Annotated in this window: 18 protein-coding genes; 12 read left to right on the forward strand and 6 right to left on the reverse strand. The window is 50.1% G+C overall.

The window, feature by feature from the left end; all coding sequences use genetic code 11:
• Nucleotides 1–13: 13 nt before the first annotated feature.
• The 10 genes from G3M70_03990 (at nucleotide 14) to G3M70_04035 (ending at nucleotide 13,996) form a co-directional block, all read left to right on the forward strand.
• Entirely contained in the window at nucleotides 14–1,027 is a 1,014-nt protein-coding gene (locus G3M70_03990) for a hypothetical protein (GenBank protein ID QPJ61092.1), read from the forward strand.
• Nucleotides 1,028–1,511: 484 nt separating this feature from the next.
• The gene (locus tag G3M70_03995; protein QPJ61093.1) at nucleotides 1,512–2,972 is read left to right on the forward strand and encodes a hypothetical protein; all 1,461 of its coding nucleotides are present in this window, start codon (nucleotides 1,512–1,514) and stop codon (nucleotides 2,970–2,972) included.
• A gap of 296 nt (nucleotides 2,973–3,268) precedes the next feature.
• Nucleotides 3,269–5,773: a primosomal protein N' gene (priA, locus tag G3M70_04000; protein QPJ61094.1), complete on the forward strand. Its 2,505-nt coding sequence runs from the start codon at nucleotides 3,269–3,271 to the stop codon at nucleotides 5,771–5,773.
• Between the two features lie 318 nt (nucleotides 5,774–6,091).
• Nucleotides 6,092–7,372: a hypothetical protein gene (locus G3M70_04005; GenBank protein QPJ61095.1), complete on the forward strand. Its 1,281-nt coding sequence runs from the start codon at nucleotides 6,092–6,094 to the stop codon at nucleotides 7,370–7,372.
• A 309-nt stretch (nucleotides 7,373–7,681) separates the two neighbouring features.
• Nucleotides 7,682–8,689: a hypothetical protein gene (locus G3M70_04010; GenBank protein ID QPJ61096.1), complete on the forward strand. Its 1,008-nt coding sequence runs from the start codon at nucleotides 7,682–7,684 to the stop codon at nucleotides 8,687–8,689.
• Nucleotides 8,690–9,378: 689 nt separating this feature from the next.
• Nucleotides 9,379–10,488, forward strand: coding sequence for a hypothetical protein (locus G3M70_04015; protein ID QPJ61097.1), 1,110 nt, complete (start codon nucleotides 9,379–9,381; stop codon nucleotides 10,486–10,488).
• Nucleotides 10,489–10,793: 305 nt separating this feature from the next.
• Complete coding sequence (locus tag G3M70_04020) at nucleotides 10,794–11,381, forward strand: DedA family protein (GenBank protein ID QPJ61098.1); 588 nt, start codon at nucleotides 10,794–10,796, stop codon at nucleotides 11,379–11,381.
• Nucleotides 11,378–11,704, forward strand: a complete 327-nt coding sequence (locus G3M70_04025) for a divalent-cation tolerance protein CutA (protein QPJ61099.1) — start codon at nucleotides 11,378–11,380, stop codon at nucleotides 11,702–11,704. The genes G3M70_04020 and G3M70_04025 overlap by 4 nt, the downstream gene beginning before the upstream one ends.
• Before the next feature lie 36 nt (nucleotides 11,705–11,740).
• The gene (msrP, locus tag G3M70_04030; protein ID QPJ61100.1) at nucleotides 11,741–12,712 is read left to right on the forward strand and encodes a protein-methionine-sulfoxide reductase catalytic subunit MsrP; all 972 of its coding nucleotides are present in this window, start codon (nucleotides 11,741–11,743) and stop codon (nucleotides 12,710–12,712) included.
• A 136-nt stretch (nucleotides 12,713–12,848) separates the two neighbouring features.
• Nucleotides 12,849–13,996, forward strand: a protein-coding gene (locus G3M70_04035; GenBank protein QPJ61101.1) for an IS3 family transposase whose coding sequence is annotated in 2 segments (ribosomal slippage) — nucleotides 12,849–13,107 and nucleotides 13,107–13,996 — 1,149 coding nt in all. Because the reading frame shifts where the segments join, the coding sequence is not laid out codon by codon here.
• Nucleotides 13,997–14,410: 414 nt separating this feature from the next.
• Here G3M70_04035 and G3M70_04040 read toward each other — a convergent pair.
• A complete protein-coding gene (locus tag G3M70_04040; protein ID QPJ61102.1) occupies nucleotides 14,411–14,767 on the reverse strand; it encodes an endonuclease domain-containing protein in 357 nt (118 codons plus the stop codon).
• Between the two features lie 224 nt (nucleotides 14,768–14,991).
• On the reverse strand, nucleotides 14,992–15,744 hold the full coding sequence (locus tag G3M70_04045; protein QPJ61103.1) for a formylglycine-generating enzyme family protein: 753 nt from the start codon (nucleotides 15,742–15,744) through the stop codon (nucleotides 14,992–14,994).
• 21 nt (nucleotides 15,745–15,765) lie between these two features.
• Between G3M70_04045 and G3M70_04050 the strand changes: the two genes are divergently transcribed.
• The gene (locus G3M70_04050; GenBank protein QPJ61104.1) at nucleotides 15,766–16,596 is read left to right on the forward strand and encodes a trypsin-like peptidase domain-containing protein; all 831 of its coding nucleotides are present in this window, start codon (nucleotides 15,766–15,768) and stop codon (nucleotides 16,594–16,596) included.
• An 18-nt stretch (nucleotides 16,597–16,614) separates the two neighbouring features.
• Here the strand turns inward: G3M70_04050 and G3M70_04055 are convergent, their stop codons facing one another.
• Nucleotides 16,615–16,926: a hypothetical protein gene (locus G3M70_04055; GenBank protein ID QPJ61105.1), complete on the reverse strand. Its 312-nt coding sequence runs from the start codon at nucleotides 16,924–16,926 to the stop codon at nucleotides 16,615–16,617.
• A gap of 169 nt (nucleotides 16,927–17,095) precedes the next feature.
• Between G3M70_04055 and G3M70_04060 the strand changes: the two genes are divergently transcribed.
• Entirely contained in the window at nucleotides 17,096–17,950 is an 855-nt protein-coding gene (locus G3M70_04060; protein ID QPJ61106.1) for a hypothetical protein, read from the forward strand.
• A gap of 86 nt (nucleotides 17,951–18,036) precedes the next feature.
• Here the strand turns inward: G3M70_04060 and pntB are convergent, their stop codons facing one another.
• From pntB to G3M70_04075, 3 genes are all read right to left on the reverse strand, one after another.
• Nucleotides 18,037–19,437, reverse strand: coding sequence for a Re/Si-specific NAD(P)(+) transhydrogenase subunit beta (pntB, locus tag G3M70_04065; GenBank protein ID QPJ61107.1), 1,401 nt, complete (start codon nucleotides 19,435–19,437; stop codon nucleotides 18,037–18,039).
• Nucleotides 19,438–19,446: 9 nt separating this feature from the next.
• Entirely contained in the window at nucleotides 19,447–21,006 is a 1,560-nt protein-coding gene (locus G3M70_04070) for a Re/Si-specific NAD(P)(+) transhydrogenase subunit alpha (protein QPJ61108.1), read from the reverse strand.
• A 247-nt stretch (nucleotides 21,007–21,253) separates the two neighbouring features.
• A complete protein-coding gene (locus G3M70_04075) occupies nucleotides 21,254–22,681 on the reverse strand; it encodes a tetratricopeptide repeat protein (GenBank protein QPJ61109.1) in 1,428 nt (475 codons plus the stop codon).
• Between the last annotated feature and the right edge of the window lie 199 nt (nucleotides 22,682–22,880).

A 22,880-nucleotide genomic window follows, 5' to 3' on the forward strand; every position in this document is an offset into this window, starting at 1 on the left:
TGGGAGAGATTGAATGAAAGCCGTCAACACCTGTTTCCTGCGCCTCCTCGTAGTCGGAATAATCTGCCTGACCCTTACCCTGCCTTCCAGTCTGTGGGCTCATGCGGGCCATGACCATGGAGATAATCCGAAAATTGCCCTGCCGGATGTAGTGGCCAAGGTGAATGGTAAAAATATTGCCAAGGATGCGATCCTCACGTCCCTGAAAGCCAGTATTAAAAAATACAAGGCCAAGGGCATGCCGATGAGCCCGGACCAGGAAAAGATCGCTGCTAAAAAACTCATCGACAACCAGATCAACCGTCACCTGCTGCTGACCCATGCTGAAAAACAAGGGATAAAAGTCACCCCTGAGGCAATCGAAAAGCGATTCAACCGGATCAAAAAAGGTTTCAGTTCCGATGCGCAATTCAAGAAAAAACTGGAAGCCGAGGGCCTTAGTGTTGCCGATTATAAAAAGGAACTGGAAGGAGAACTGAAAATCGAGGCCATCCTCAAAAAAGAACTCGGCAAGGGAATTAATGTCAGCGACAAAATAATAAAATCCTATTACGAGAAAAACCAGAAACGCTACTCTTCGCCAGAACAACGCCGCGCCAGCATCATGTTGATCAAAGTTAAAAAAGGGGCCAGTCCTGAACAGGAGAACAGGGCCAAAGAAATGCTGGAAGATGTTCTCGAGGAAATCCGGGAGGGCAAGGATTTTGGCAAACTTGCAAAACTGCATTCACAGGACACGCTGGCATCCCGTGGTGGAGATCTGGGTTTCTTCGAAAAAAAGAAAATGCTCAAAGCATTTTCCGATCAGGCGTTCGCATTGAAGCTGGGTGAAGTCAGCGGAATCTTCCGTACCCGGCATGGATTTCAAATTTTAAAACTCACCGACATCAAACCGGCAGTGTCACAATCTCTTGATGAGGTGAAAGAAGAAATCCGGGATATCCTCATTGGAATGGAAATCAAGAAAAACACCCCGGATTACCTGACCCGACTCAAAAAAGAAGCCAATATCAAAACCTATTTCTAGTCCTCCGCAGACGGCGGACATTCAAGAGCGCGAGTAGCGCATCTTGAACATTTCCGGCGGGCTTTGATATCACCCTTCCACTAAGGAAACTCTTGCATAAGGGTTAAAACAGAGGCCAGAAATTTGGAGGCCCCCCTTCGACTTAGCTCAGGGTAAACTCCGTGAAGAAACTCGCCTTTGCTTTTGATTTTAGAGTTAAACAAAAGTCCCCCTTACAAAGGGGGAAGGGGGAAGGGGGAAGGCGAAGCCAGGGGGATTTGAACCCGTGTTCAGCCAAAAAACTGTACCCAAAATAATCCCAACCGTCTTTATTCAATCTCGCAAAAACTTCCCACTCGTTAGCCTTTCTCCAACACTCTCAACCCATCCTTGACTTAAATTCCCTTATCCGGATAATCCTCCGTATCTCTGGGGGAGATTACTGTCTGCAGATTGGAATACTATTTTTCCAAGGCCTGCATCTATATCTTGAGAGGGGTCCGCAATGAAAAAGTTCCTACGGGGCGGTGCCATTATTTTAATGACACTCGCCATTTCCATACCGGCTCAGGCACAAACAGTTGAAGAACGACTGACAGCCCTTGAAACATCCATGGCCAATGTTGAGTTGTTATCCACACAGTTGTTTCAACTTTTCTCGGCATTGCAACCGGATATCACCGCCATCCTCAATGCATTAGCGACCCAGCAGTTGGAAGTCGCCACTCTTCAAGCTTCCATGACGGCTGTACAATCAGATGTAAGTGCTTTACAGACAGGGCAAACGGAGCTGCAAGCCAGTCAGGGAACACAGGATACAGATATCAGTGAACTGCAAACCCGTTTAAATGGGGTTTCCCGTACTGGCAACACATTACTCTTAACCAACATGAACCTGCAGGTGGTTTCCGGTTCCGGCTCAACGGACGGTGGAGTCAATGGACGAGGCAACATCATCATCGGCTATAACGAGGCGATCTTCCCTTATTTAGGAGCCGACCTGCCGACAAGCAACAAAACGGGCTCACACAACCTGATCGTCGGTAAAGGATCAAACTATTCCAGTTACGGAGCTATTGTTTCCGGCCTCGATAATATTTCATCTAATCCCTACGGATCCCTGATTGGAGGCAACCGAAATACCGCTAACGGAGATTTTGTTGCAGTTAGCGGCGGCCTTAGAAACAACGCCCAAAACACCTACGCCAGCGTCAGTGGCGGACAAAACAACACAGCGTCAGGCATCGCCTCCAGCGTCAGTGGTGGCGATAGCAACATCGCATCGAGTCTGGCTTCCAGTGTCAGTGGCGGGCTCAACAACAGGGCAAGAATCCAGGCCAATGCAAGTGTCAGTGGAGGGAGTGGCAACATCGCCTCCGGACTTAATTCCAGCATCAGCGGTGGATTGAACAATTCCGCTTCGGGATCCCAATCAAGCCTCAGCGGCGGCAATCAAAACACCGCCTCCGGATTTAATTCAAGCGTCAGTGGTGGTTCGTTTAACTCGGCTACAAGCACCCATTCCAGCGTCAGCGGCGGCAACCAAAACACCGCCTCTGGTTTTCATTCCAGCGTCAGTGGTGGCGATAGCAACATCGCATCGAGCTTTGCGTCCAGTGTCAGCGGGGGCAATAACAATAGAGCCATGACTCAATCTTTTGCGAGTGTCAGTGGCGGGCGAAGCAACATTGCCTCGGGTATCGCCTCCAGTATCAGTGGCGGAGAAAGTAATACGTCCACAAGCTCAGCATCCAGTGTCAGCGGCGGAAGGGACAATACAGCTTCCGGCCCCCAATCCAGTGTCAGTGGTGGAAATACTAATACTGCATCCGGATTGACTTCGAGTGTCAGTGGTGGGGGTTTGAATAGCGCCACCAATATTCAGTCAACGGTAAGTGGCGGAGTGAGTCGATCCGCAACCGGAGTCAACGATTGGCGCGCAGGCAGTCTATTCGAAACGCAATAGCTTCCATCAAAATCCATTCAACTATCCCAACCGGGGGGGGCTTCATGCGCCTCCCTTTTTTTTGGCCTTGCGGTTAGCTAACGGAAAAAATTTTCAAATGAGAACATGATATTCCCCCTTCCACGAAGGGGGAAGGCGAAGCCAGGGGGATTTGAACCCGTGTTCAGCCAAAAAACTGCTCCCATAAACACCTCCCTAAAACTCAACTCGATTTTCGATTCAATGGCCCGCAGTCTGGTTTACAATAGCTATCAAACAAATTTTCGCCCGACTCGCACTGGATCGATTCCCCCCTTATGGCCGCACGCTCAAAACAAACTGCATTTTTTGACGAACCCTCCAGCACTGGCTCCCTGTTTGCCGAAGTGGTGTTCAACCTGCCACTCGATCAAACCTTCACCTACACCATTCCCGAAAACTTAAGGGAACAGGTCCAACCCGGAGTACGCGTCTTCGTTTCTTTTGGGACTGGCAGGCAGACCGGCTATGTCGTCGGGTTGACTGATCAAACGGACCCCGACATCAAACTAAAACCCATTCTGGAAGTGCCGGACAGCGAGCCGCTGCTCTCGGCTTCCATGCTGGAACTCACCCGCTGGATCGCCGACTATTACCAGGCGGGCTGGGGTGAGGTGATCCGCGCCGCACTGCCTGCAGGACTCGAAGAGGAAATCCCGGAAGTGTTTCACCTGGCGGGACAAGGCGCTGAAGCGCTGGAGTCTGGTAACGCTCCCAAAAAAGAATTTCTCATTCTCGACGCGCTTTCAAAAAAAGGCAAACGCACCGCCAAACAATTGCGCAAACAACTCGGCGCACAGTTTAACTCTGCCGCTCTAAACAACCTGCGCAGTCGCGGCGATATCGTCGCCACGCTTCCCAATGCCAAAAGCTCCGCGCAGTACAAACTGCAAAAAACCGTGCTGGTTAAACAGGATGTGCTTCAAGAAGAAATCGATCGCCTGCTGTCGCGCGCCAAAAAACAGAAGGAATTGTTCGCACTCCTCCAGAAAAAACCCATCACGTTGGCGGAGTTGTCGAAAGTCTGGCCGGGGTATTCGCCTCTCCTCAGCCAGCTCAAGCAAAAAGGGCTTGTCGAAACACGGCAGGATAAACAGGAACGCACATGGGATGCCAGCCGGGCTCGAACGGAATCGCCCACTACCGCTCCTCCTTTCACTATTGAACAGGAAGCGGCGTATCAGAAGCTGGGCAAGCACCTGGCCAAAGGAAAGTTCGCCTGCAGTCTGCTGGAAGGAGTCACCGGTAGCGGCAAAACCGAAATCTACATGCGCTGCATCGAGAAAGGACTGGAGCGGGGGAAGTCCGCCATCGTGCTGGTGCCGGAAATCGCGCTCACACCACAAACCGCCTACCGATTCCGCTCCCGGTTTGGCAACCGCGTCGCCATCCTGCACAGCGGACTGACCAACATCGAACGTTTTCTAGAATGGCGGCGCATCCGAGACGGCGAGGTGTCCATCGTGGTCGGCGCGCGGTCGGCGGTGTTCGCCCCCTTTACACAACTCGGGGTGGTCATTATCGACGAAGAACACGACGGCTCTTACAAACAGGACACATCGCCCCGGTACCACGCGCGCGATGCAGCCATCGTGCGCGCCCGCCAGGACAACGCCTTGGTCGTACTGGGCTCGGCGACCCCTTCCCTTGAAACCAGAAGCAACGCCCAGCAAGGCAAGTACACGCACCTGAAACTGGACAAACGCATCGGCAAAACCCTCATGCCAGTGGTGCACCTGGTGGACATGCGCATCGAGCGAGACAAACGGAAAAACTTTTCCATCCTGTCCCGACAACTGCAACGTGCCTTGGGCGAACGACTGGAACGCGGCGAGCAGTCCTTTCTGTTTCTTAATCGACGCGGCACCGCCAACTATGTGCTCTGCAAAGCCTGCGGGTTTGTGTTCGACTGCCCCAATTGCAGCGTGTCCCTTACCTTCCATGGCACTACGCGTAAACTACTATGCCACTATTGCGGCTTCAACCTGCCGCAGCCGATGGACTGCCCGGACTGCAAGGGCGAGGTGATCCGCTTCTCCGGATTCGGCACACAAAAACTGGAAGACGAAACGCGCAAGCGGTTTCCAGATGCACGTATCGCAAGGTTGGATCGCGACACTGCCCGCAAACGTTCCACCTTCGAAGACATGTTCGACAAAATGAACGCAGGGGAAATCGACATCCTCATCGGCACGCAGATGATCACTAAAGGCCACGACTTTCCCAACGTCACCCTGGTTGGTGTGGTCTATGCGGATCTGTCTCTGCATGTGCCGGATTTCCGATCCTCCGAACGCAGCTTTCAACTGCTGACACAGGTCGCAGGACGCGCTGGCCGTGGGGAGATTCCCGGAGAAGTTTTTGTGCAGGCACACCAACTGGAGCACCCGGTCTACCCGTTCGTGGCCCGCCACAATTACAAAGGATTTTTTGCGCATGAGATGGAGATGCGCGAACGTCTGCACTTTCCACCATACTCTCGGTTGGCCGTGGTCGAGGTGGAAGGGGAGATCGAACGCGATACTGAAGTTGCCGTGCAGCAATTAGCTGAGGTCCTCCACCCGCATCTGGAAGAACACATACAGGTGGAAATGCTGGGACCGGCAAGGGCCGCGTTGTATCGACTGCAGGACCGCTACCGCTGGCACCTCATTCTGCGCACCGACACGCACCAACCTCTGCAGGACATACTAAAAGCCCTGCGCGCCGACAAGGCCTTTCAAAAGCTGGCTTCAGGAAAAATAAAATTCACCATCGATGTCGACCCCCTGAATATGTTGTAGAAACAACTTTTCAAGAGATCTTTGCATCAATGCTTTTTTATAAGGAGCAAGCCAGAAGGCCCCCTTCGACAGGCTCTGGGCGATACATTTAACCAAAGGATTGTCATGCAGAGTGTGAATTTTTCCTGACCTCAACCTATCCCCCACCTTCAATTAAATTGAATTTCGGCTTGTTAAAATTTTATTCTCATTCCTAAACTGATTCTTTATTTCCATCCACATTGACAGAACCTACTGACTAATTTACTTTTCGTGACAGACCTTGAAATCAAATCAATACACGTTCAGACCAAAATAATTTTTGGGAGGGGAATAAAGATGAAAAAAGTATTCCAGGGATTTTCTGCATTATTAATTTTACTGATCCTTTCTATGCCCGCACAGGCGCAAACTGTAGAGGAACGTTTGACGGCTCTTGAAACTTCTATGGCCAATGTGGAATTGCTTTCAACGCAATTGTTCAGCCTGTTCTCTGCACTACAACCGGACATACTGGCAATTCTCAACGCCCTCGCCACCCAGCAGGCGGAAGTGGCAACCCTGCAATCTGACATGGGAGACCTGCAGACCCTGTTAGCGGGTGTTTCACGAACAGGGGATACTTTGCTGTTAACCGACATGAACCTGCAGGTCGTCTCCGGTTCAGGCTCTACCGATGGCACTGTGAACGGGCGCGGCAATATTATTGTGGGTTACAACGAAGACATCTTCCCTTATCTCGGCGGAGGGCTTCCCGCCAGCGACAAAACCGGATCGCATAACCTGATCGTCGGCAAGGGTCTGAATTATTCAAGCTATGGGGGTATCGTTTCGGGAATTGATAACATTGCGTCTGAACGCTTCGCTTCGTTAATCAGCGGCAACCGCAATCAGGCCACGGCTTTTGGCGCAACATTATTGGGCGGGCAAAACAACACCGCATCCAATTCCTACTCCAGTATCAGCGGAGGCCGGAACAATACAGCTTCCGGTATCCATGCCACCATCAGTGGAGGAGAAAACAACGCCGCCGACGGAGGTCTGTCCCACGTAAGCGGAGGATCTGGAAATGATGCCACAGCCCTCTATTCCAGTGTCAGTGGTGGTAGAGACAATACTGCATCTGGTGATTATTCCAGTGTCGGCGGTGGAAGAGACAATACGGCCTCTGGTGAATCTTCAAGTGCCAGTGGTGGAGAAAGCAACACCGCATCAGGTCCAGAATCCAGTGTCAGTGGTGGAAAAAACAACATAGCCTCTGCAGACCATTCCAGCGTGAGTGGAGGATTGAACAACGAAGCATCCGGTACAGAATCCAGTGTCAGTGGTGGATATTTAAATGATGCAATCGGAAATGACAGTAGCGTCTTAGGCGGCTTTGGCAATTCAGCCACCGGGGTGAACTCCAGTGTAAGCGGCGGAGCAGACAATATAGCCTCCGGAGGCTCCTCCAGTGTTTTGGGTGGACTTGAAAATGAAGCGTCCGGTGGGAGTTCAACCGTCAGCGGTGGAGAAAGTAACACTGCGGCCGGGCCAGTGTCCAGCGTGAGCGGCGGACTCAATAGAAGCACGGCAACCTTCTACGATTGGGCGGCAGGATCCTTGTTCGAAACCAATTAGCTTCGCATCCCCTACCTTCACCCATTGCCGTATCGCAAACCCGGCAGGGGTGTCGCGTGGGGGATTTTCTATGCAATCAACCCTCCTCCTTAGAAGATAAAACCCAAAAAAGATTTTCTAACTTAATAAGTGGTAAACTTCCGGAGGCAGTCAATGGGTTCAGAAAACAACTGATCCCCAGAGAAAATTGATAACAGGGAACTCCGCGTTGGCAACAAGCGCCAAAGACGAAAACCTGCTGTATTTTATTCAGGAAATGTTATCTGATCCTTACCTTTTTTAAATTTACAAATAATTTCTTGAGGCTCTATGCCGACACCAAATTCCCAGTCCTCACCGGCTTCATCATTTCAACAAATTGCCTGTCTTCGCTATGCAGTGCCTTCGATACTTGTCCTCGTGATGGCCTTTGTGATTTTTGAAATCGTAGCGTTTGACCTGAAGAATATTGGTGTCCGAATTTCAGAATTTCTTGCCGTTAACAAATCAATCGATCTGGGTTACCTGATAAAAGAAAGTAATGCACGGATCAAATGGGGAACCATTTCGTTATTATATCTATTTACCAGTATTTTCTTATTAGTGATTTCAATAAATATAATACGACATTTTTTAACGAAATTACCGTTATATGTGTTTGTTGGCACCGGTGTTTTATTAGCGTTCGTTTGGCTTGGTTATTTAGTTTATGGTCTGAGTAATAATAAGCCGGTAAGCATGATATTTATGTTTACGTTTAATACTCTGGCAATGTCAGGTCGTTTTGATGGGGGTCAGTTAGACTCAATACAAGCCGTTATTGACTCAATCAATATATTTGCCACGGTGATTCCAGTCTTCGCTGTTATTGCCAGTTGCAGCACCCTTGTCCCATGTGTGGCTCAAGGCAAGGAAGGAGCAGATTACTACGCAAACCAGGTGCGTTATCTGAAGGACTTGTTGAATGCCGGATCGGTAATGCTCCTTGTGGGTATATTGCACATGAGTATCTGGTTGCGTTGGCCGTCGGCATTGCTGGGAGATACAAAGTTGGTTGAAGATATAAATAATTTTTCGCTGGCGGTGAGTACTTTCTGGGGTGTGGCTTTTACATTGCTTATCGCAGCCTATTACATTCCTTCCGCACGGATACTCAATAGACGTGCCAAGGCTGCGCTGGCTGATGTTTATGACGACCCTGCGGAGGTAAGACAATGGCTGAAAGAAAACGATCTGGAGATGTCAACAGCCAGTCAAATACGGGAGATCGTGGCCATTTCCGGACCGCTACTGGCCGGCTCGCTGAGCACGTCGTTTCTTGGGATTTCAGCAATGTAAACATGTGGAGGGGATTAGAATAACTCCGCAGGACCACGGTCCAATGTGAGCGGCGGGCTTGGCCGAGCTACGGCAACATTTTACGATTGGACCTCAGGATCCTTGTTCGAAATGAACTTGCTTTCTATCCTTCACCTCAACCCTTTGCCGTATTGCAAAGGAGAGCTTTACGTAAGTCAAAAGCGAACGTCCAAGGCGAGATTCTTCGGGCCTTAGGGCCCTCAGAATGACAAAAAACATCGTCACGTCATACTGAGCGCTAGCGAAGTATCTCGTTTCGAAGGTTTTTCAGGGCTATGCAAAAGTCTCCTTTGCAAACCCGGCAAAGTGTGTCGCGTGGGGGATTTTTTTCTCCTACCAACCCCCTCTTAAAAAAAATACACATAAAGGAATGCTGAGACCGTCGAGTACCGAGTAGTAGCAGTTGCTGGATCGCTACCGTGGGTAAAACCAAAATCTCAGTCGATGTCGTCCCGCTGAATATGTTGTAGAGCGGTCAGCCTATTAACCCCGAAGAAGAATATTTCATTTTCCCTTATGGGGTCTAAGTATGATCAAATACGAATGGGTCGGTTTCCGACCAAAGGCGAACATTCACAGTTTAGAAAAGAAATCGATTGAACTTAAAGACAACAAAGGGCAGTCAATAAGTATTGCGTCAAAGAAACGTTTGATTCTGAAAATTTACAATGAATAAATCAAAAAAAGTCATTCTAATAATTTTGATAGTTTCGATCTACTTCCTGTTCCCCAACTCTGGCTTTGGGCAGGTGGAACAAACCTTTGCCAAAGAACAGGTGTTCCATGGCTTTGGATTTAAAATAAATATTGATGCTGGGACAAAGGTAAGAAGGAATAGAGGACCGGATTTTGATACATACCTCTTCTATTTTGATGATAAGCCAATCCTCCAAATTTATTCGGGAAACCACCCGAACATTCTCAATCAAAATCATACTCTAATTGAGTATTTAAGCAATGGACTTCAATTCAAATGCTTTGATAGCAAGGGTAGAAAGAACAGGGAATTTAAGGAATGTCTGATCGATTTGAATAATTATTTTCCCAACTATCTCCACCTTTCATATAACAAGAATGAAATTAATTTGGCTGAGAAGTTAATTTATTCCATTCAAAAAAGTGACAAGCCTCACACTATCGAAATAAAAATTGATCGAGGTGATCCAGAAACGCCACTTCATCTGTCGGCTTCAACAGGGGATTTAGATGAGGCTAAAATGCTCATCTCAAATGGGGCTGATATAAATGCCATTGCACTTCATATGTATTCTCCTCTTCACTATGCTGTGATGGAGGGAAACTTTGAAATGCTTAAATATTTGATCTCAAAAGGCGCATTGGTTAATACCCGCAAGCATAAAACCAAAACTCCTATCACTCCTCTGCATATGCTGTGTGGAAAGTTCAAATCAGAAAATATACGAATCGCAGAGTATTTAATAAAGAGCGGTGCTGAAATCAATGCAAAAAACCCTGAAGGTTCCACACCTCTATTGACGGCAATATACAGCTGCCAATTAGAGGTGTTGCAAGTCCTCATGAATCATGGAGCCAACCATAATGCAAAAGAGAATGATGGAGACACGGCATTACATCTGGCAGTTAGAAGGTGGGTCTATCGGGATGATCAAAAGGATGGTCTGACCATCGTGAAGTTCTTTATTGACGCAGGTTTGGATGTGGATGCTAAAAATGAAGATGGGAAATCTATTTGGGACATTGTGGAAAATGTAAAAGAGAAACAACTCAGAGAAATTGTTAATGCTAGGCAAAATTGAGTCTCTTCGGAAAGCTCTCCACAATCTCCATATAGTGATCGATATTGAGTTTCAGCAAATCATTGCAGTAAGACCATCCCACCTCAGAATGTCCGCTGTTGGCCGAAAGCAGACATTGATAATATCCAAATCGATTGCACTCTCCCAAAATTTTAACTATATTTTGCCGACAAACTCTTGAAGATTGATATAGACCAGGCCCTTGAATTGATTGAGACAATAGCGTTTCGACCCCTGAATATGTTATAGATAACAGGCTTTATCACGTCCACTCGTTACCTAACCACATTTTCCATGCTGAATACATGCTGAGAAAAACCTACGACTGGGTCCTGCACTGGTCCACCACAAAACATGCGGTACCGGCTCTGTTCCTCCTGTCGTTTGCGGAATCGTCGTTTTTTCCCATCCCACCGGACGTATTACTGATTGCCATGTGTGTGGCCATTCCGACACGCGGCCTTTATTTCGCCGCAGTCTGCTCGGTCGCTTCCGTACTCGGCGGCATGTTCGGCTACTTTCTTGGCTACCAGTTCATGGACCTCGTGGGCACCCGCATCGTTGAGTTCTACGGATATGAGGCGCAATTTGATAAGATAGGACAGTGGTACGGAGAATATCAGGCCTGGGCAGTGGCGGCAGCCGGATTCACCCCCCTGCCCTACAAGGTGTTCACCCTGGCGGCGGGAATGTTCCAGGTCAACTTCATCGTGTTCACCCTGGCATCGCTGGCCAGTCGTTCGTTAAGGTTCTTCATACTGGCCGGGTTGATCTACAAGTTCGGTCCTAAAATAAAGGAATTCATTGACCGCTACTTCAACCTGCTGGCGATCGTGTTCTTCGTCGGGCTGGTGTTCGGGTTTGTGATTCTAAAAGTGGTTCTGGGTAAATGAGTGAGACAGAACATATTGTCGTCTTAATAACGGCGGGTTCAAAAGAAGAAGCCGGGACGCTGGCGCGGGGTCTTGTTGAAAACAAACACGCATTTTGCGTTAACATCGTACCGGGTATCGAATCGGTTTATCACTGGGAAGGCAAGATCCATAACGACCCGGAGTTTCTACTGATCGTTAAAACCCGGCGGGAAATATTCGACGCGCTCAAAAGCTGGGTGGTCGAACATCACAGTTACGACGTGCCCGAGGTGATCGCGTTGCCCATCACCTCAGGGTTGGGTTCTTATTTAAAAGGCATCGACGACTGGGTGCAGGAGTGAATAATTGCTTTTTAATTTTTACGGGTCAATAGAGATATGAGTCATATTCAAATTCCAGAAGGCTGGGAGTTACCGGAATCCGACGTCACACCGGAGTCGGTGTTTCTCAATCGGCGCGACTTCCTGAAAGCCGCCGGATTTCTCGGTGCCGCCACGGTGGCGCTTTCCGCGTGTGCTCCCGGGGATCCGGAAGTTTTGGAGCACCGTCCCGAAGTCACCTGGACACCGCTGGAAAAAACCCTGTACCCGGCCAAGCGCAACCTCCAATACAAAATCGACCGCAAGGTGACGGCACCTAGAGTTGCCGGCAACTACAACAACTATTACGAGTTCAGTGAAACCAAAGAGGATGTGAACCACCACGCCCGTGCCCTGCCGACGCAGAACTGGACCCTGGAGGTGGAAGGACTGGTCAACAAACCACAGACCTTCGGCATGGAAGACCTGCTCAAGCTCATGCCTCTGGAGGAACGGTTTTACCGGCTGCGTTGTGTCGAGGCCTGGGCGATGGTCGTGCCGTGGACCGGATTTCCACTGAAAGCGTTGCTGGACAAGGTGGAACTTCAATCTTCGGCAAAGTACGTCGAGTTCAGTTCCTTTTACATGCCGTTCACCGCTCAGGGTCAGCTGGCCTTCTGGCAGCCCTGGCCTTATTCAGAAGTGCTCTCTGTTCAGGAGGCGATGAATGAACTCACCATAATGGCCACCGGTATTTACGGGCATCCCCTGCCCAAGCAGCACGGTGCACCTTTGCGCCTGGTGGTGCCGTGGAAATACGGATTCAAAAGCATCAAGGCGGTTCAGCGTATTCGCATCACTGACTACGGTCCACCGACCTTCTGGAACTCGGTGATGCCTTCGGAGTATGGGTACATCGCCAACGTGAACCCCAACGTCCCCCACCCGCGCTGGCCGCAGAACAAGGAAAAGATGCTCGGCACCGGAGAAGAGCGCTACACCCTCATGCACAACGGCTACGGCGATTTTGTGAGTGACCTCTATACTTAATCAATTCCCCTGATCACCCCTCCCTCATCCTCTTCTTGAAAGTGGAGGGGTAAAAATAATACTCTCCAACCCTGAACTTCCCCTGAAAAAGTGGACACATCGAGTAATATGTATAAAGCATATTGGAGGTGTGTCAATGGTGAGGAAGCGTCGTAGTTTCAGTAAGGAATTCAAGTTGGAAGCGGTTGGTTTGGTTCTTGAGGGGAATAGTAGCATAGCGCAGGTATCTCGCGATCTTGGTATTCGTGCTTCCCTTCTTGGTCGTTGGAAGCAGGAATATGAGCAGGAGCAAGCCATTACCGTTCAGGAGAAGCTGACTCCTGAAGAGGAATTGAAGCAGTTGAGAAAAGAGAACGCGCAGCTTCGAATGGAGCGAGACATATTAAAAAAAGCGGCAGTCATCTTTTCGAAGGATTCCCAATGAGGTACGGGTTTATACGGGACCATCGAGAAGCATTTCCAGTGAACCAGATGTGCCGGGTGCTGGGAGTGGGCAGAAGTGGGTTCTATGCCTGGCTGAATCGCCCCGAGAGCCTGAGGAGCCGTGAGAATCGCCGGTGGGTAGATGAGATCAAGAAGGTTTATAAAAAGAGCCGCCAGACTTATGGAAGTCCCCGTGTTCATGCGGATTTAAAAGACAAGGGACACGTCATAGGCAAACACCGTGTGGCTCGTCTGATGCGTCTGAATCAGATGGTTTCTAAACACAAAAGAAAGTACAGGGTGACGACGGACTCCAGACATAATCACCCGGTAGCTCAGAACAAACTCAAGCGGAAGTTTAATGTTTCCGGCCCCGGTCAATGCTGGGTATCTGATATCACATATATCCCGACTCGGGAAGGCTGGTTGTATCTGGCGGTGACGTTGGATTTATTCCACCGCAAAGTGATCGGCTGGGCTATGGATCGTTCGATAACCCGTTGGTTGGTAATGAGGGCTTTGAATATGGCGATCAACAACGGCACCTTGAAACCCGGGTTGGTTCATCATTCTGATCGAGGAGTCCAGTACGCCTGCAACGACTTTCAAAGTCTGCTGAAGGCTCATGGAATCGAGTGCAGTATGAGCCGTAAAGGAGACTGCTGGGATAATGCCGTAGCTGAGAGCTTTTTCCGTACTCTCAAAGTGGAACTCACTCATAACCGGAGATACAAAACCCGTCAGGAAGCCCAGGCGGATATTTTTGAATACATCGAAGTGTTTTATAATCGGCAACGCCGTCACTCATACCTCGGTTACCAAAGCCCGGTCGAGTTTGAGAATAGGGCCTTCGCCTCTTAATTAACTGTCCACTAATTCAGGGGAAGTTCACCCTATAACTACCCGTTAAAAATATCTTCCCCTCCTTTCCTGGGAGAGGTTTGAATAACTCCGGTCAAACACCAGGTTAGACCATAAAAAATCCCTCCCCTGTTCAAAAATCGCTTTTCGCGTTCTTGAATAAAATAAGGAGGGGATGCGGGAAGGTTTTTTTGATAACCCCTCCCATACCCTCCCCTTAAAAGGGGAGGGAAAATACAAACACTCGCTGCGGTCAGAAAACTATTCCATACCTGGAAAAAGGTCTTATTCAAATTCTCCCCTTAAAATGTGGGTCAAAACTGAAAATAATCTCCGGCCACAAATTCACCTAGCTATGAACGTTGAAATATATTTCCCCCTCCTTTCCAAGGAGGGGGTACGGGGGAGGTTGCCTTATTCTAAATGTTCCAAAATTTTCTGCACCACACCGTCCAAATTGTCCCGAATATCCAGGTTTGTGAACCTAAGAATTTTGACCCCTGTGGATTCTATATATAACTGTCTGACATCGTCAGTATCCTTTGAGCTTTCCAAAAAATGGGATGGTCCGTCGACCTCAATAGCCAGTCGGACGCGTGGACAGAAAAAATCGACGCTATATTCTCCAACCCCAAATTGTCTTCGAAACTTATAGCCTTTTAATTTCTTTCCTCGCAACACTTTCCATAGGGCTTGCTCTGCGGGAGGCATGTTATTCCGTAGAGCCCTTCTCATCTTTTTTGTTCTGGAAGGATTAAATGGAGATTTCATTGATTACCTCACCCTAAAAGAGAGAAGGTTGCATAATCCAAGTCAAACATGTGATTGAATCATAAAGGCTTTCCCCTCCTTAAAAAAAGGAGGGATACAGGGGAAGTAGTATTAATAACCCCTCCCCCACCCTCCCCTTAAAAGGGGAGGGACAAAAAAAATCAGCTTATAAATACTTCAATACTGATATTGAAAAATAGTAATTTTTAACACTGTATAAACATTTATGAGGATGAAGCACACCGGAAGCCGATATGGTTGAAGCGGCCTGAGGGAAGTTCATAATTTCTCCGGGAGGCGCGGAGGAATTCGGCAAAGTCGCGCCAGGAACCGCCACGGATCACTCGGTACTTGCCGCTGAACGGTCCTTTCGGGTCTTTCGGGGGACTGGTCGCATAATAGTTATCTGCGTAATGATCCGCCACCCATTCCCAGACGTTTCCTGATATATCGACCAGTCCTGCAGCGTTGGGTTTGACCTGCCCGACCGGATGCGTTTTGCGCCCGGAATTGTCCCAGTACCATGCGAAGGCACCGTCAATCTCCTCCCCCCAGAAATAGGTGGAGGTCGATCCCGCTCGTGTGGCCTTTTCCCATTCCGCTTCCGTCGGCAGACGCTTGCCGACCTTCCTGCAATAATCGCGGGCCTCGTACCAGGTCACCTGCTCCACCGGCAGGTCGTCTCCTTTAAAATCCGAAGGATTGCGTTTGGAAACTTCACGGTAAGCCTTCTGCGTGACTTCTGTTTTATCAATATAAAAAGAAGAGACTTCGACAACATGTGGAGTTTCATCGGACGAGGCATCGGATCCCATCCTGAACTCTCCAGCCGGAATAAGGATCATGCTATCCGGGGCATCTTTTTGTGGCGTAGCAACGGCTCCTGCCAGCCCCGTAACAATTATCAGGAAAATTGTCACCAAAAGACCCCAACCAGGCCTCAGGTGTCTGTGCCAATTTGCCGTTAAGGTAGCCATGACTCATTCTACCAAATCCTCATGGCACTGATCCCTCCATTCAGTTTCGATTGCGTCGTCGGCCTCGGGGTACGCGAGCAGGACGGGTATATCGAGTGGGTGGGCACAGGAACCCTGGTGGGCCGTCCATTTTCGGTTAACGGGAACGGACAGAACCGCTGCCATGTATTCCTGGTGACCAACCGCCACGTACTGAAAAAACTCACCACCATGGTGATCCGTTTCAACCCGCGCGATGCTTCCGAGTCAAAAGACTTCGACATTCCCCTGTTGGATACCAACGGCAACACCTTGTGGAAAAGCCATCCGGATGATGAAGTCGACTTGGCGGCGCTTGGAATGGATGCGGACTTTCTGGCCCGCGAGGAAATCCGCTACGAATTTTTTAATTTGAACGATCAGGCCATGGCCCTGCCGGAGATGAAAGAACGCGGCGTATCGGAGGGTGATTTTATTTACACACTGGGATTCCCGATGGGCATTGTTGATGTGGACCGGCTGTACGTCATCGCAAGAATGGGATGTATCGCGCGTCTCCGCGATACGCTCGGCGGTCATCGCAAGGACTTTTTAATCGACGCGTTTATTTTTCCCGGCAACAGCGGGGGTCCGGTGTTATACAAACCCGAAATCACCAGTATCGAAGGCACCGCCTCAGTCGGCAAGGCCGCGTTCATCGGGATCGTCGCCGGGTATCTCACGTTTCGGGATACCGCAGTCAGTCACCAGACCGGTGCGGCACGTGTGATATTCGAAGAAAATGCAGGCCTTGCGGTTGTCCATACGGTAGATCAGGTCGCCGAAACGGTAGAGCGCTGTTTCAAATCCGCCCGCATTAAAGAGCTGGCGTAACTACCCCCCCCCCATTCTTTATTTCCGCATAAAACTTTCGACCTGGTTGGCAATCATGCCTGCCATGGCACCACCGGTTCCGGCTGAAATAATAAAAATGTCGTGGTCGCCTGTTTTCCACCCGATAAAGGCCCCCAACGCCACACCACCGCATACAATCAGGATATAACGTAATCCGCCCAGCCAGCCAATCAGGGCCCCCATCCCTGCACCAAGCGCTCCCGCAATGACAGACAACATCACGCTATGCACCACCACGCCTATGAGAATGCCATTGATCCCCAAAAGCAGGGTCCCCAGTAAAATGTTTTGCTTGCGGTCTTTATCCATTCGTCACATATTATGAGTACCACTTGGCGGGTGCTCGGTGCACGTCCAACATCCTGAAACATTTTTGCCTACTCAAAATAACTGAGCACATCGCATCATGTTTCCCGTTGGCTGACCATAAGGTCCGCGGAACACACATAATAACCTTAACCCGTTCTATAAGGTATTTATGAATTTTAAATTCCAGGCCAGTGTTCCGGTTCTTTTGATATTCGCCCTGTTGCTAAGTGGATTCACTATGACCGGATTCAAATCGCCGGACAGCGTTTTGGTCGATCCTGAAACCAGTCGTTTGTATGTTTCAAACGTCAACGGTTCGCCGGCATTAAGTGATGGGAACGGGTTTATCTCCTTACTCGATCCTTCCGGAAAACCTGTCAACATGCACTTCATCCGTTCCGGACGTGGGGGAGTCAACCTCAATGCCCCAAAGGGCATGGCTCTCATCGGACAAGACCTTTACGTTACTGACCTTCAACAGGTGCATCGTTTCGATAAAAACAAAGCCACCCTGAAGGGAACCATCGACCTTAAACTTCTTGGGGCAAAAAACCTGACCGGCCTGGCAGTGGGACCGGATGGTGTTTTGTTCGTCTCCGATCCTGCCACCAGTACCATATTTAAGATCGACACTGTTCATCAGCACCGGGCCGCCGTCCATGTGCGCGACCAGGCGCTCGGCCAACCCACCTCACTCTTATACGATGCGGCCCATCACCGGTTGCTGGCGGGTTGCTGGGGATCAGGACAACTTTTATTCATCGGTGAAGATGGAAAAATATTTTCGTTGATGCAAAAACGGTTCAAGCGAATCAAGAGCCTGCATTTTGACCGTGAGGGTCATTTACTGTTCGCTGCCCTGGTGACCGGGAAAATTTACCGGCTGAGAAATTATGAAAAACTTGAGGTGGTCCGGGAAAATCTGGTGACTCCGGCCAACTTCGCTCTGGACAAGGATGGCAGACGTCTGGTTGTACCATCCTACCGGGGCAATATTGTTTTTTCATTCGGCCTGCCTTATTAAACTCAACCCTCCTTCAAGTGTAAAAAAAAATCCCCTCCCAAACTGGAAGGGGATTTTCTGGATTTCATTTTGAAAAATACTGCCGCCTAGCTCAGCCCTTTCAGGACTTCATCAAGACTTTTCTTGGCATCGCCAAATAGCATGCGGGTGTTCTCTTTGAAAAAGAGAGGGTTCTGAACCCCGGCATAACCTGTTGCCATACCCCGCTTCAGCACCACCGTCGTTTTTCCTTTCCAACATTCCATGACCGGCATGCCGGCAATCGGACTGTCCGGATCCGTCTGGGCTGAAGGATTGACGATATCATTTGCACCGATGATGACCGACACGTCGATGTCAGGAAAATCATCATTGATCTCGTCCATTTCATATACGATGTCATAAGGCACCTTGGCTTCTGCCAGCAATACGTTCATGTGACCCGGCATACGCCCGGCCACCGGATGAATTCCAAAGCGCACGTTTATTTTTTTCTTTTTGAGCACTTTGGTGATCTCGTTGACCGTGTGCTGTGCCTGCGCAACCGCCATGCCGTACCCTGGAATGATCATGACTTCCTTGGACTCCAACAGCAGCTGCGAAACTTCAGAGGCTTCAAGTGCAACAACCTCACCCTGATCTTCAACTGCGGCTGAGGAGGAGCTTCCTGAAGTTGTACCGAAACCACCGGCGATAACGTTCAGGAACTTACGGTTCATGGCGCGACACATGATGTAACTCAGGATCGCACCACTACTACCAACCAGTGCGCCAGTCACGATAAGCAGGTCATTGTTCAGCATGAAACCCGTTGCTGATGCAGCCCAACCGGAATAACTATTGAGCATGGAAACAACCACCGGCATATCGGCACCACCGATCGCCATGACCATGTGTATCCCGAACAGAAGTGCGATACCGGTCATAATGAGAAGCGGCATCATACCGCCACCATGACCTGCCGCTGCCTGCTCGACAAACATTTTACAGAGAACGATGGAGATGATCAGCAGGGTCAGGTTGAGCCAGTGCCGCGCGGGCAGAAGAACAGGATTACCACCGATCTTGCCGCTCAGTTTCCCGAACGCGATGACCGATCCTGAAAAGGTAACCGCACCGATCAGGATCCCGAGATAGGTTTCGATATTGTGTATGGTCAGTTCCGCTCCGGAGAGAGAACCGTGCTCGCCCATAAAGTTTGCGTAGCCAACCAGAACCGCCGCCATTCCCACAAGACTGTGCAGGATAGCAACCAGTTCCGGCATCTCGGTCATCTGAACCTTTTTGGCAAGCATCAGGCCAATGCCTGCTCCAACCAGCAGAGTGACGATCAGTACCGGCCAGTTACCGGAAACACCGGACATGGTCGCGATCAGTGCGAGGGACATGCCGATGATGCCGTACATATTTCCACGACGTGCGGTTTCCTGATTGCTCAGGCCACCCAGCGCCAGAATGAATAAAACGGTTGCCCCGATATAAGAGGCGGTAACGACTCCTTGACCCATTTTCGCCTCCTATTTGCGGAACATTTCAAGCATGCGCCGCGTTACCGCGAAGCCACCTGTTATGTTGATTGATGTGATCAGGATAGCCAGCCCAGCTAATCCCATGAGCAGGGGCTCGGTCGCACTGATTTGCAGAATTGCGCCAATCACGATGATACTGCTGATCGCGTTGGTAACGCTCATCAACGGCGTGTGCAGCGCAGGGCTGACATTCCAGATGACCATGTAACCCACAAAACAGGCCAGTACAAACACGGTAAAATGCGCCATGAATGCTGCCGGTGCAACCGCCCCGAGCCCGAGAAGACTCAGTCCGCCTATCCCGAAAGCAATGGCGGGACCCGTTGCCGAGGGTGCCTCTTCTTCCTTCTCTGCCACTACAGGTTCTGGTGCTTTTTCGGCGGGTTTTGCAGGAGCTGCCGAAAGTTTCGGTGCAGGTGGCGGCCAGGTGATTTCACCTTCCTTGACTACCGTTGCCCCGCGCACCACTTCATCATTAAAATCGATGATCGCGTTGCCGTCTTTTTCCGGACACATATCCGTCAACAAATGACGCAGGTTGGTACCGTATAACTGACTGGACTGCGCCGCCATACGGCTCGGCAGGTCAGTGTAGCCGATCAACGTAACGCCATCGACCTTGGTCACCTCACCCTCCTTGGTCAGCTTGCAGTTACCACCCCGTTCCGCTGCCAAATCGACAAGAACGCTGCCGTCCTTCATGTCTCTGATCATGTAATCCTTGATCAATTCCGGAGCTGGTTTACCGGGAATCAGCGCGGTGGTGATGATGATGTCGATTTCCTTGGCCTGCTCATGGAACAGTTTCATTTCAGCTTCGATAAATTCCTTACTCATGACCTTCGCATAACCACCGGTCCCGGAACCTTCTTCTTCAAAATCAACCTCAAGGAATTCCGCACTCATACTCTCGACCTGTTCCTTAACTTCGGGACGCGTGTCAAAAGCACGGACGATAGCGCCCATGCTCGTGGCAGCACCAATGGCGGCGAGTCCCGCAACACCGGCTCCAATGATCATGACCTTTGCCGGAGGTACCTTACCCGCAGCAGTGATCTGCCCGGTGAAAAAACGGCCAAAGTGCTGAGCGGCTTCAACCACGGCGCGGTAACCTGCAACGTTAGCCATCGAACTCAGAGCATCCATTTTCTGCGCCCTGGAAATCCGGGGGATGCTGTCCATGGCAAGCGCCGTCACCTTCTTGGCGGCAAGCTGCTTAAGCATTTCTTCGTTCTGTGCCGGCCAGAGAAAGGTAATCAATATCTGACCTTCGTGTAGTAAATCAATTTCGTTGCGGCTCAAATCCGGGTTCAGTTCTGGAGGCCGAACCTTCAGGATAATGTCGCAATCATCCCAAACCTGCTGCGCCCCGCCAATCACGGTTGCGCCGGCTTCCTTATACTCATCGTCCGAAAAATTGGCAGCCGCCCCCGCACCGGACTCCACTGCCACTTCAAATCCTAGTTTAATCAGTTGACGGGTGACATCCGGGGTGGTTGCCACCCTTTTCTCACCCTCATGCACTTCTTTGGGAATGCCAATTTTCATTACGCCCTGTACTCCCCTCGAATTGATAGTCACAAATGAGTGCAGAGAACCCCACAAATCAATATTTATAAGGCTTTCAACACCCAGGCAAAATAGCGTCAAAGGGTACCATATATTAGGCAAATCCAAAAGAATCTTGGCAAATGGATCGGGTAAAAACCGCAGAGGATTCTGTGAGGAGGAGGGTCTTCCTGGGGGGATTTTCCAATCTAAAGCAAATTTTCTAAAACTCAGGTGATCTGGCTTTTCAAGTGGGTTCTTTCCAACTATCTATCTGCTCACAAATTCTTCGGTGCATTGCAGAATCAATCAGATACACCCGGGTTGAGGCCTGTTCAGCTCTTGCCAAAGCAGCTTTAATCTCCCCTCGACCGTGGTAATCCCGGGCGATGTCCATCAGGATCTGCGCCTCAAGAGGGGCATCGTCGAGGTCGCGCGCCACTTCCAGCTGATTTTCGCGAAAACCCAGAAAAAGGTCAGGTTCCCCCAAATCCCGGTAGGTATCAGCGATATCCTCCAGAATAAACACCTCTTCACGGCGGTCGCCCAACCGACGCGCCAGCTCCAGAGCCTGCTTGAGCGGGTCCAGGGCTTCGGCAGCACGCCCCAGCTTACGGTAATTCAACCCTAGACCAACTAATAGCCGCGCCTGCTCCCCCGAATCGCCGGTTTCGCGGATCCGGGCGTAAGCCCGCTCATAAAACTTCACACCACGCTCGAAATCTTCCATTTTGATGTAGCAATGCCCAAGCCCCACCTGGGCCGCCGCTTCCATATCCCGGTCCCCAAGTTCCAGAGACAGGCCCAGTTGTTCGTTGTAATAGGACACCGCACGGGAAAAATCGAGCTGTACCGCAGACGCGTCTCCCAGATTGGCCAGCAGGTCGCCCAGTTCCTCGCGCTTGCCCAGTTCTTTCAAGATGCGGAGTTGTTTTTCAAAACAATCGATGGCACGCGACGATTCGCCAATCTTGCCAAACGCCAGCCCGAGTTTTCCGAGAGCGCGGCTCTCGGCTTCCTGATCCTTTGATTCACGCGCCAGGTTGAGGGCTGTTTCCTGATAGTCAATGGCCCGGCGGATATCCGTCAGGGTGGAATGCTCAATACCGAAAATATCTTCTGGCCTGTTTTCATCGGTGAAGCCGAGCAGGTCCTCTTCCGGCAATTCCCGGTGGTGAATGGAGCCGCGTTTTAGAGTGGAATTACGGATGACGTGTTGCAGGGCCAGGCCCGTCTCAAGGCGTTTCGTCAGCTCGGCCAATCCGCTCTGGGTATTGGCAGGGTCGAGACGAACCGGAGGCTGACGGAGAAAATCGACAAGAGACTGTGGCAGTGATTGCATCCCCGGTTGCGGCGCATTGTCGAAGGGAACCGGTACAATCAGTAAACCCAGCCCCAGACCCACCTCAATTTCCAGCCTTACCGGGTCCTTGGGGTCACGCAAACCGGCCGAACCGGGTTCGGCTCCCTTGCTCCAATTTGGACCCATCAGAACCACCATCGCTGCACACTGATTGAGGATCTCTTTTAGAACGTCCTGCAATGGAATGGTCGCGTCCTCTGAGCCAGACCCGAGGATCTCCGACTCCCCAAAACAGATACTGAGATGACGGACGACCTGGTCGACCAACTCCGGTGCTTCACCCTCGCGATAGCTTAAGTAGATTTTTGGCATGGAGGTATTTTAAGGGGAAAGTGAAGAACGTGCCTTAAAAAAATAGGCTGGGAAAACATAAGCCGGATGTAGAAAAATAAGCATCCAGGTTGTGGGCTCTTTCAATTTTAAATGGACTGTAGTTCCTCTAACTTTTAACCACCGAAGAAAATAAAAAGATATAAAGGTTAATCCGTATCTAAAAAATGTCCTGGAAGCA

This window comes from Candidatus Nitronauta litoralis (genome assembly GCA_015698285.1).
Classification (GTDB): Bacteria; Nitrospinota; Nitrospinia; order Nitrospinales; family Nitrospinaceae; genus Nitronauta; species Nitronauta litoralis.

Excerpts from the sequence above, each read along its gene's own strand:
- G3M70_03990 (QPJ61092.1), top strand. The coding sequence starts at position 14 with ATGAAAGCCGTCAACACCTGTTTCCTGCGCCTCCTCGTAGTCGGAATA.
- G3M70_03995 (QPJ61093.1), top strand. The coding sequence starts at position 1,512 with ATGAAAAAGTTCCTACGGGGCGGTGCCATTATTTTAATGACACTCGCC.
- priA (QPJ61094.1), top strand. The coding sequence starts at position 3,269 with ATGGCCGCACGCTCAAAACAAACTGCATTTTTTGACGAACCCTCCAGC.
- G3M70_04005 (QPJ61095.1), top strand. The coding sequence starts at position 6,092 with ATGAAAAAAGTATTCCAGGGATTTTCTGCATTATTAATTTTACTGATC.
- G3M70_04010 (QPJ61096.1), top strand. The coding sequence starts at position 7,682 with ATGCCGACACCAAATTCCCAGTCCTCACCGGCTTCATCATTTCAACAA.
- G3M70_04015 (QPJ61097.1), top strand. The coding sequence starts at position 9,379 with ATGAATAAATCAAAAAAAGTCATTCTAATAATTTTGATAGTTTCGATC.
- G3M70_04020 (QPJ61098.1), top strand. The coding sequence starts at position 10,794 with ATGCTGAGAAAAACCTACGACTGGGTCCTGCACTGGTCCACCACAAAA.
- G3M70_04025 (QPJ61099.1), top strand. The coding sequence starts at position 11,378 with ATGAGTGAGACAGAACATATTGTCGTCTTAATAACGGCGGGTTCAAAA.
- msrP (QPJ61100.1), top strand. The coding sequence starts at position 11,741 with ATGAGTCATATTCAAATTCCAGAAGGCTGGGAGTTACCGGAATCCGAC.
- G3M70_04040 (QPJ61102.1), bottom strand. The coding sequence starts at position 14,767 with ATGAAATCTCCATTTAATCCTTCCAGAACAAAAAAGATGAGAAGGGCT.
- G3M70_04045 (QPJ61103.1), bottom strand. The coding sequence starts at position 15,744 with ATGGCTACCTTAACGGCAAATTGGCACAGACACCTGAGGCCTGGTTGG.
- G3M70_04050 (QPJ61104.1), top strand. The coding sequence starts at position 15,766 with ATGGCACTGATCCCTCCATTCAGTTTCGATTGCGTCGTCGGCCTCGGG.
- G3M70_04055 (QPJ61105.1), bottom strand. The coding sequence starts at position 16,926 with ATGGATAAAGACCGCAAGCAAAACATTTTACTGGGGACCCTGCTTTTG.
- G3M70_04060 (QPJ61106.1), top strand. The coding sequence starts at position 17,096 with ATGAATTTTAAATTCCAGGCCAGTGTTCCGGTTCTTTTGATATTCGCC.
- pntB (QPJ61107.1), bottom strand. The coding sequence starts at position 19,437 with ATGGGTCAAGGAGTCGTTACCGCCTCTTATATCGGGGCAACCGTTTTA.
- G3M70_04070 (QPJ61108.1), bottom strand. The coding sequence starts at position 21,006 with ATGAAAATTGGCATTCCCAAAGAAGTGCATGAGGGTGAGAAAAGGGTG.
- G3M70_04075 (QPJ61109.1), bottom strand. The coding sequence starts at position 22,681 with ATGCCAAAAATCTACTTAAGCTATCGCGAGGGTGAAGCACCGGAGTTG.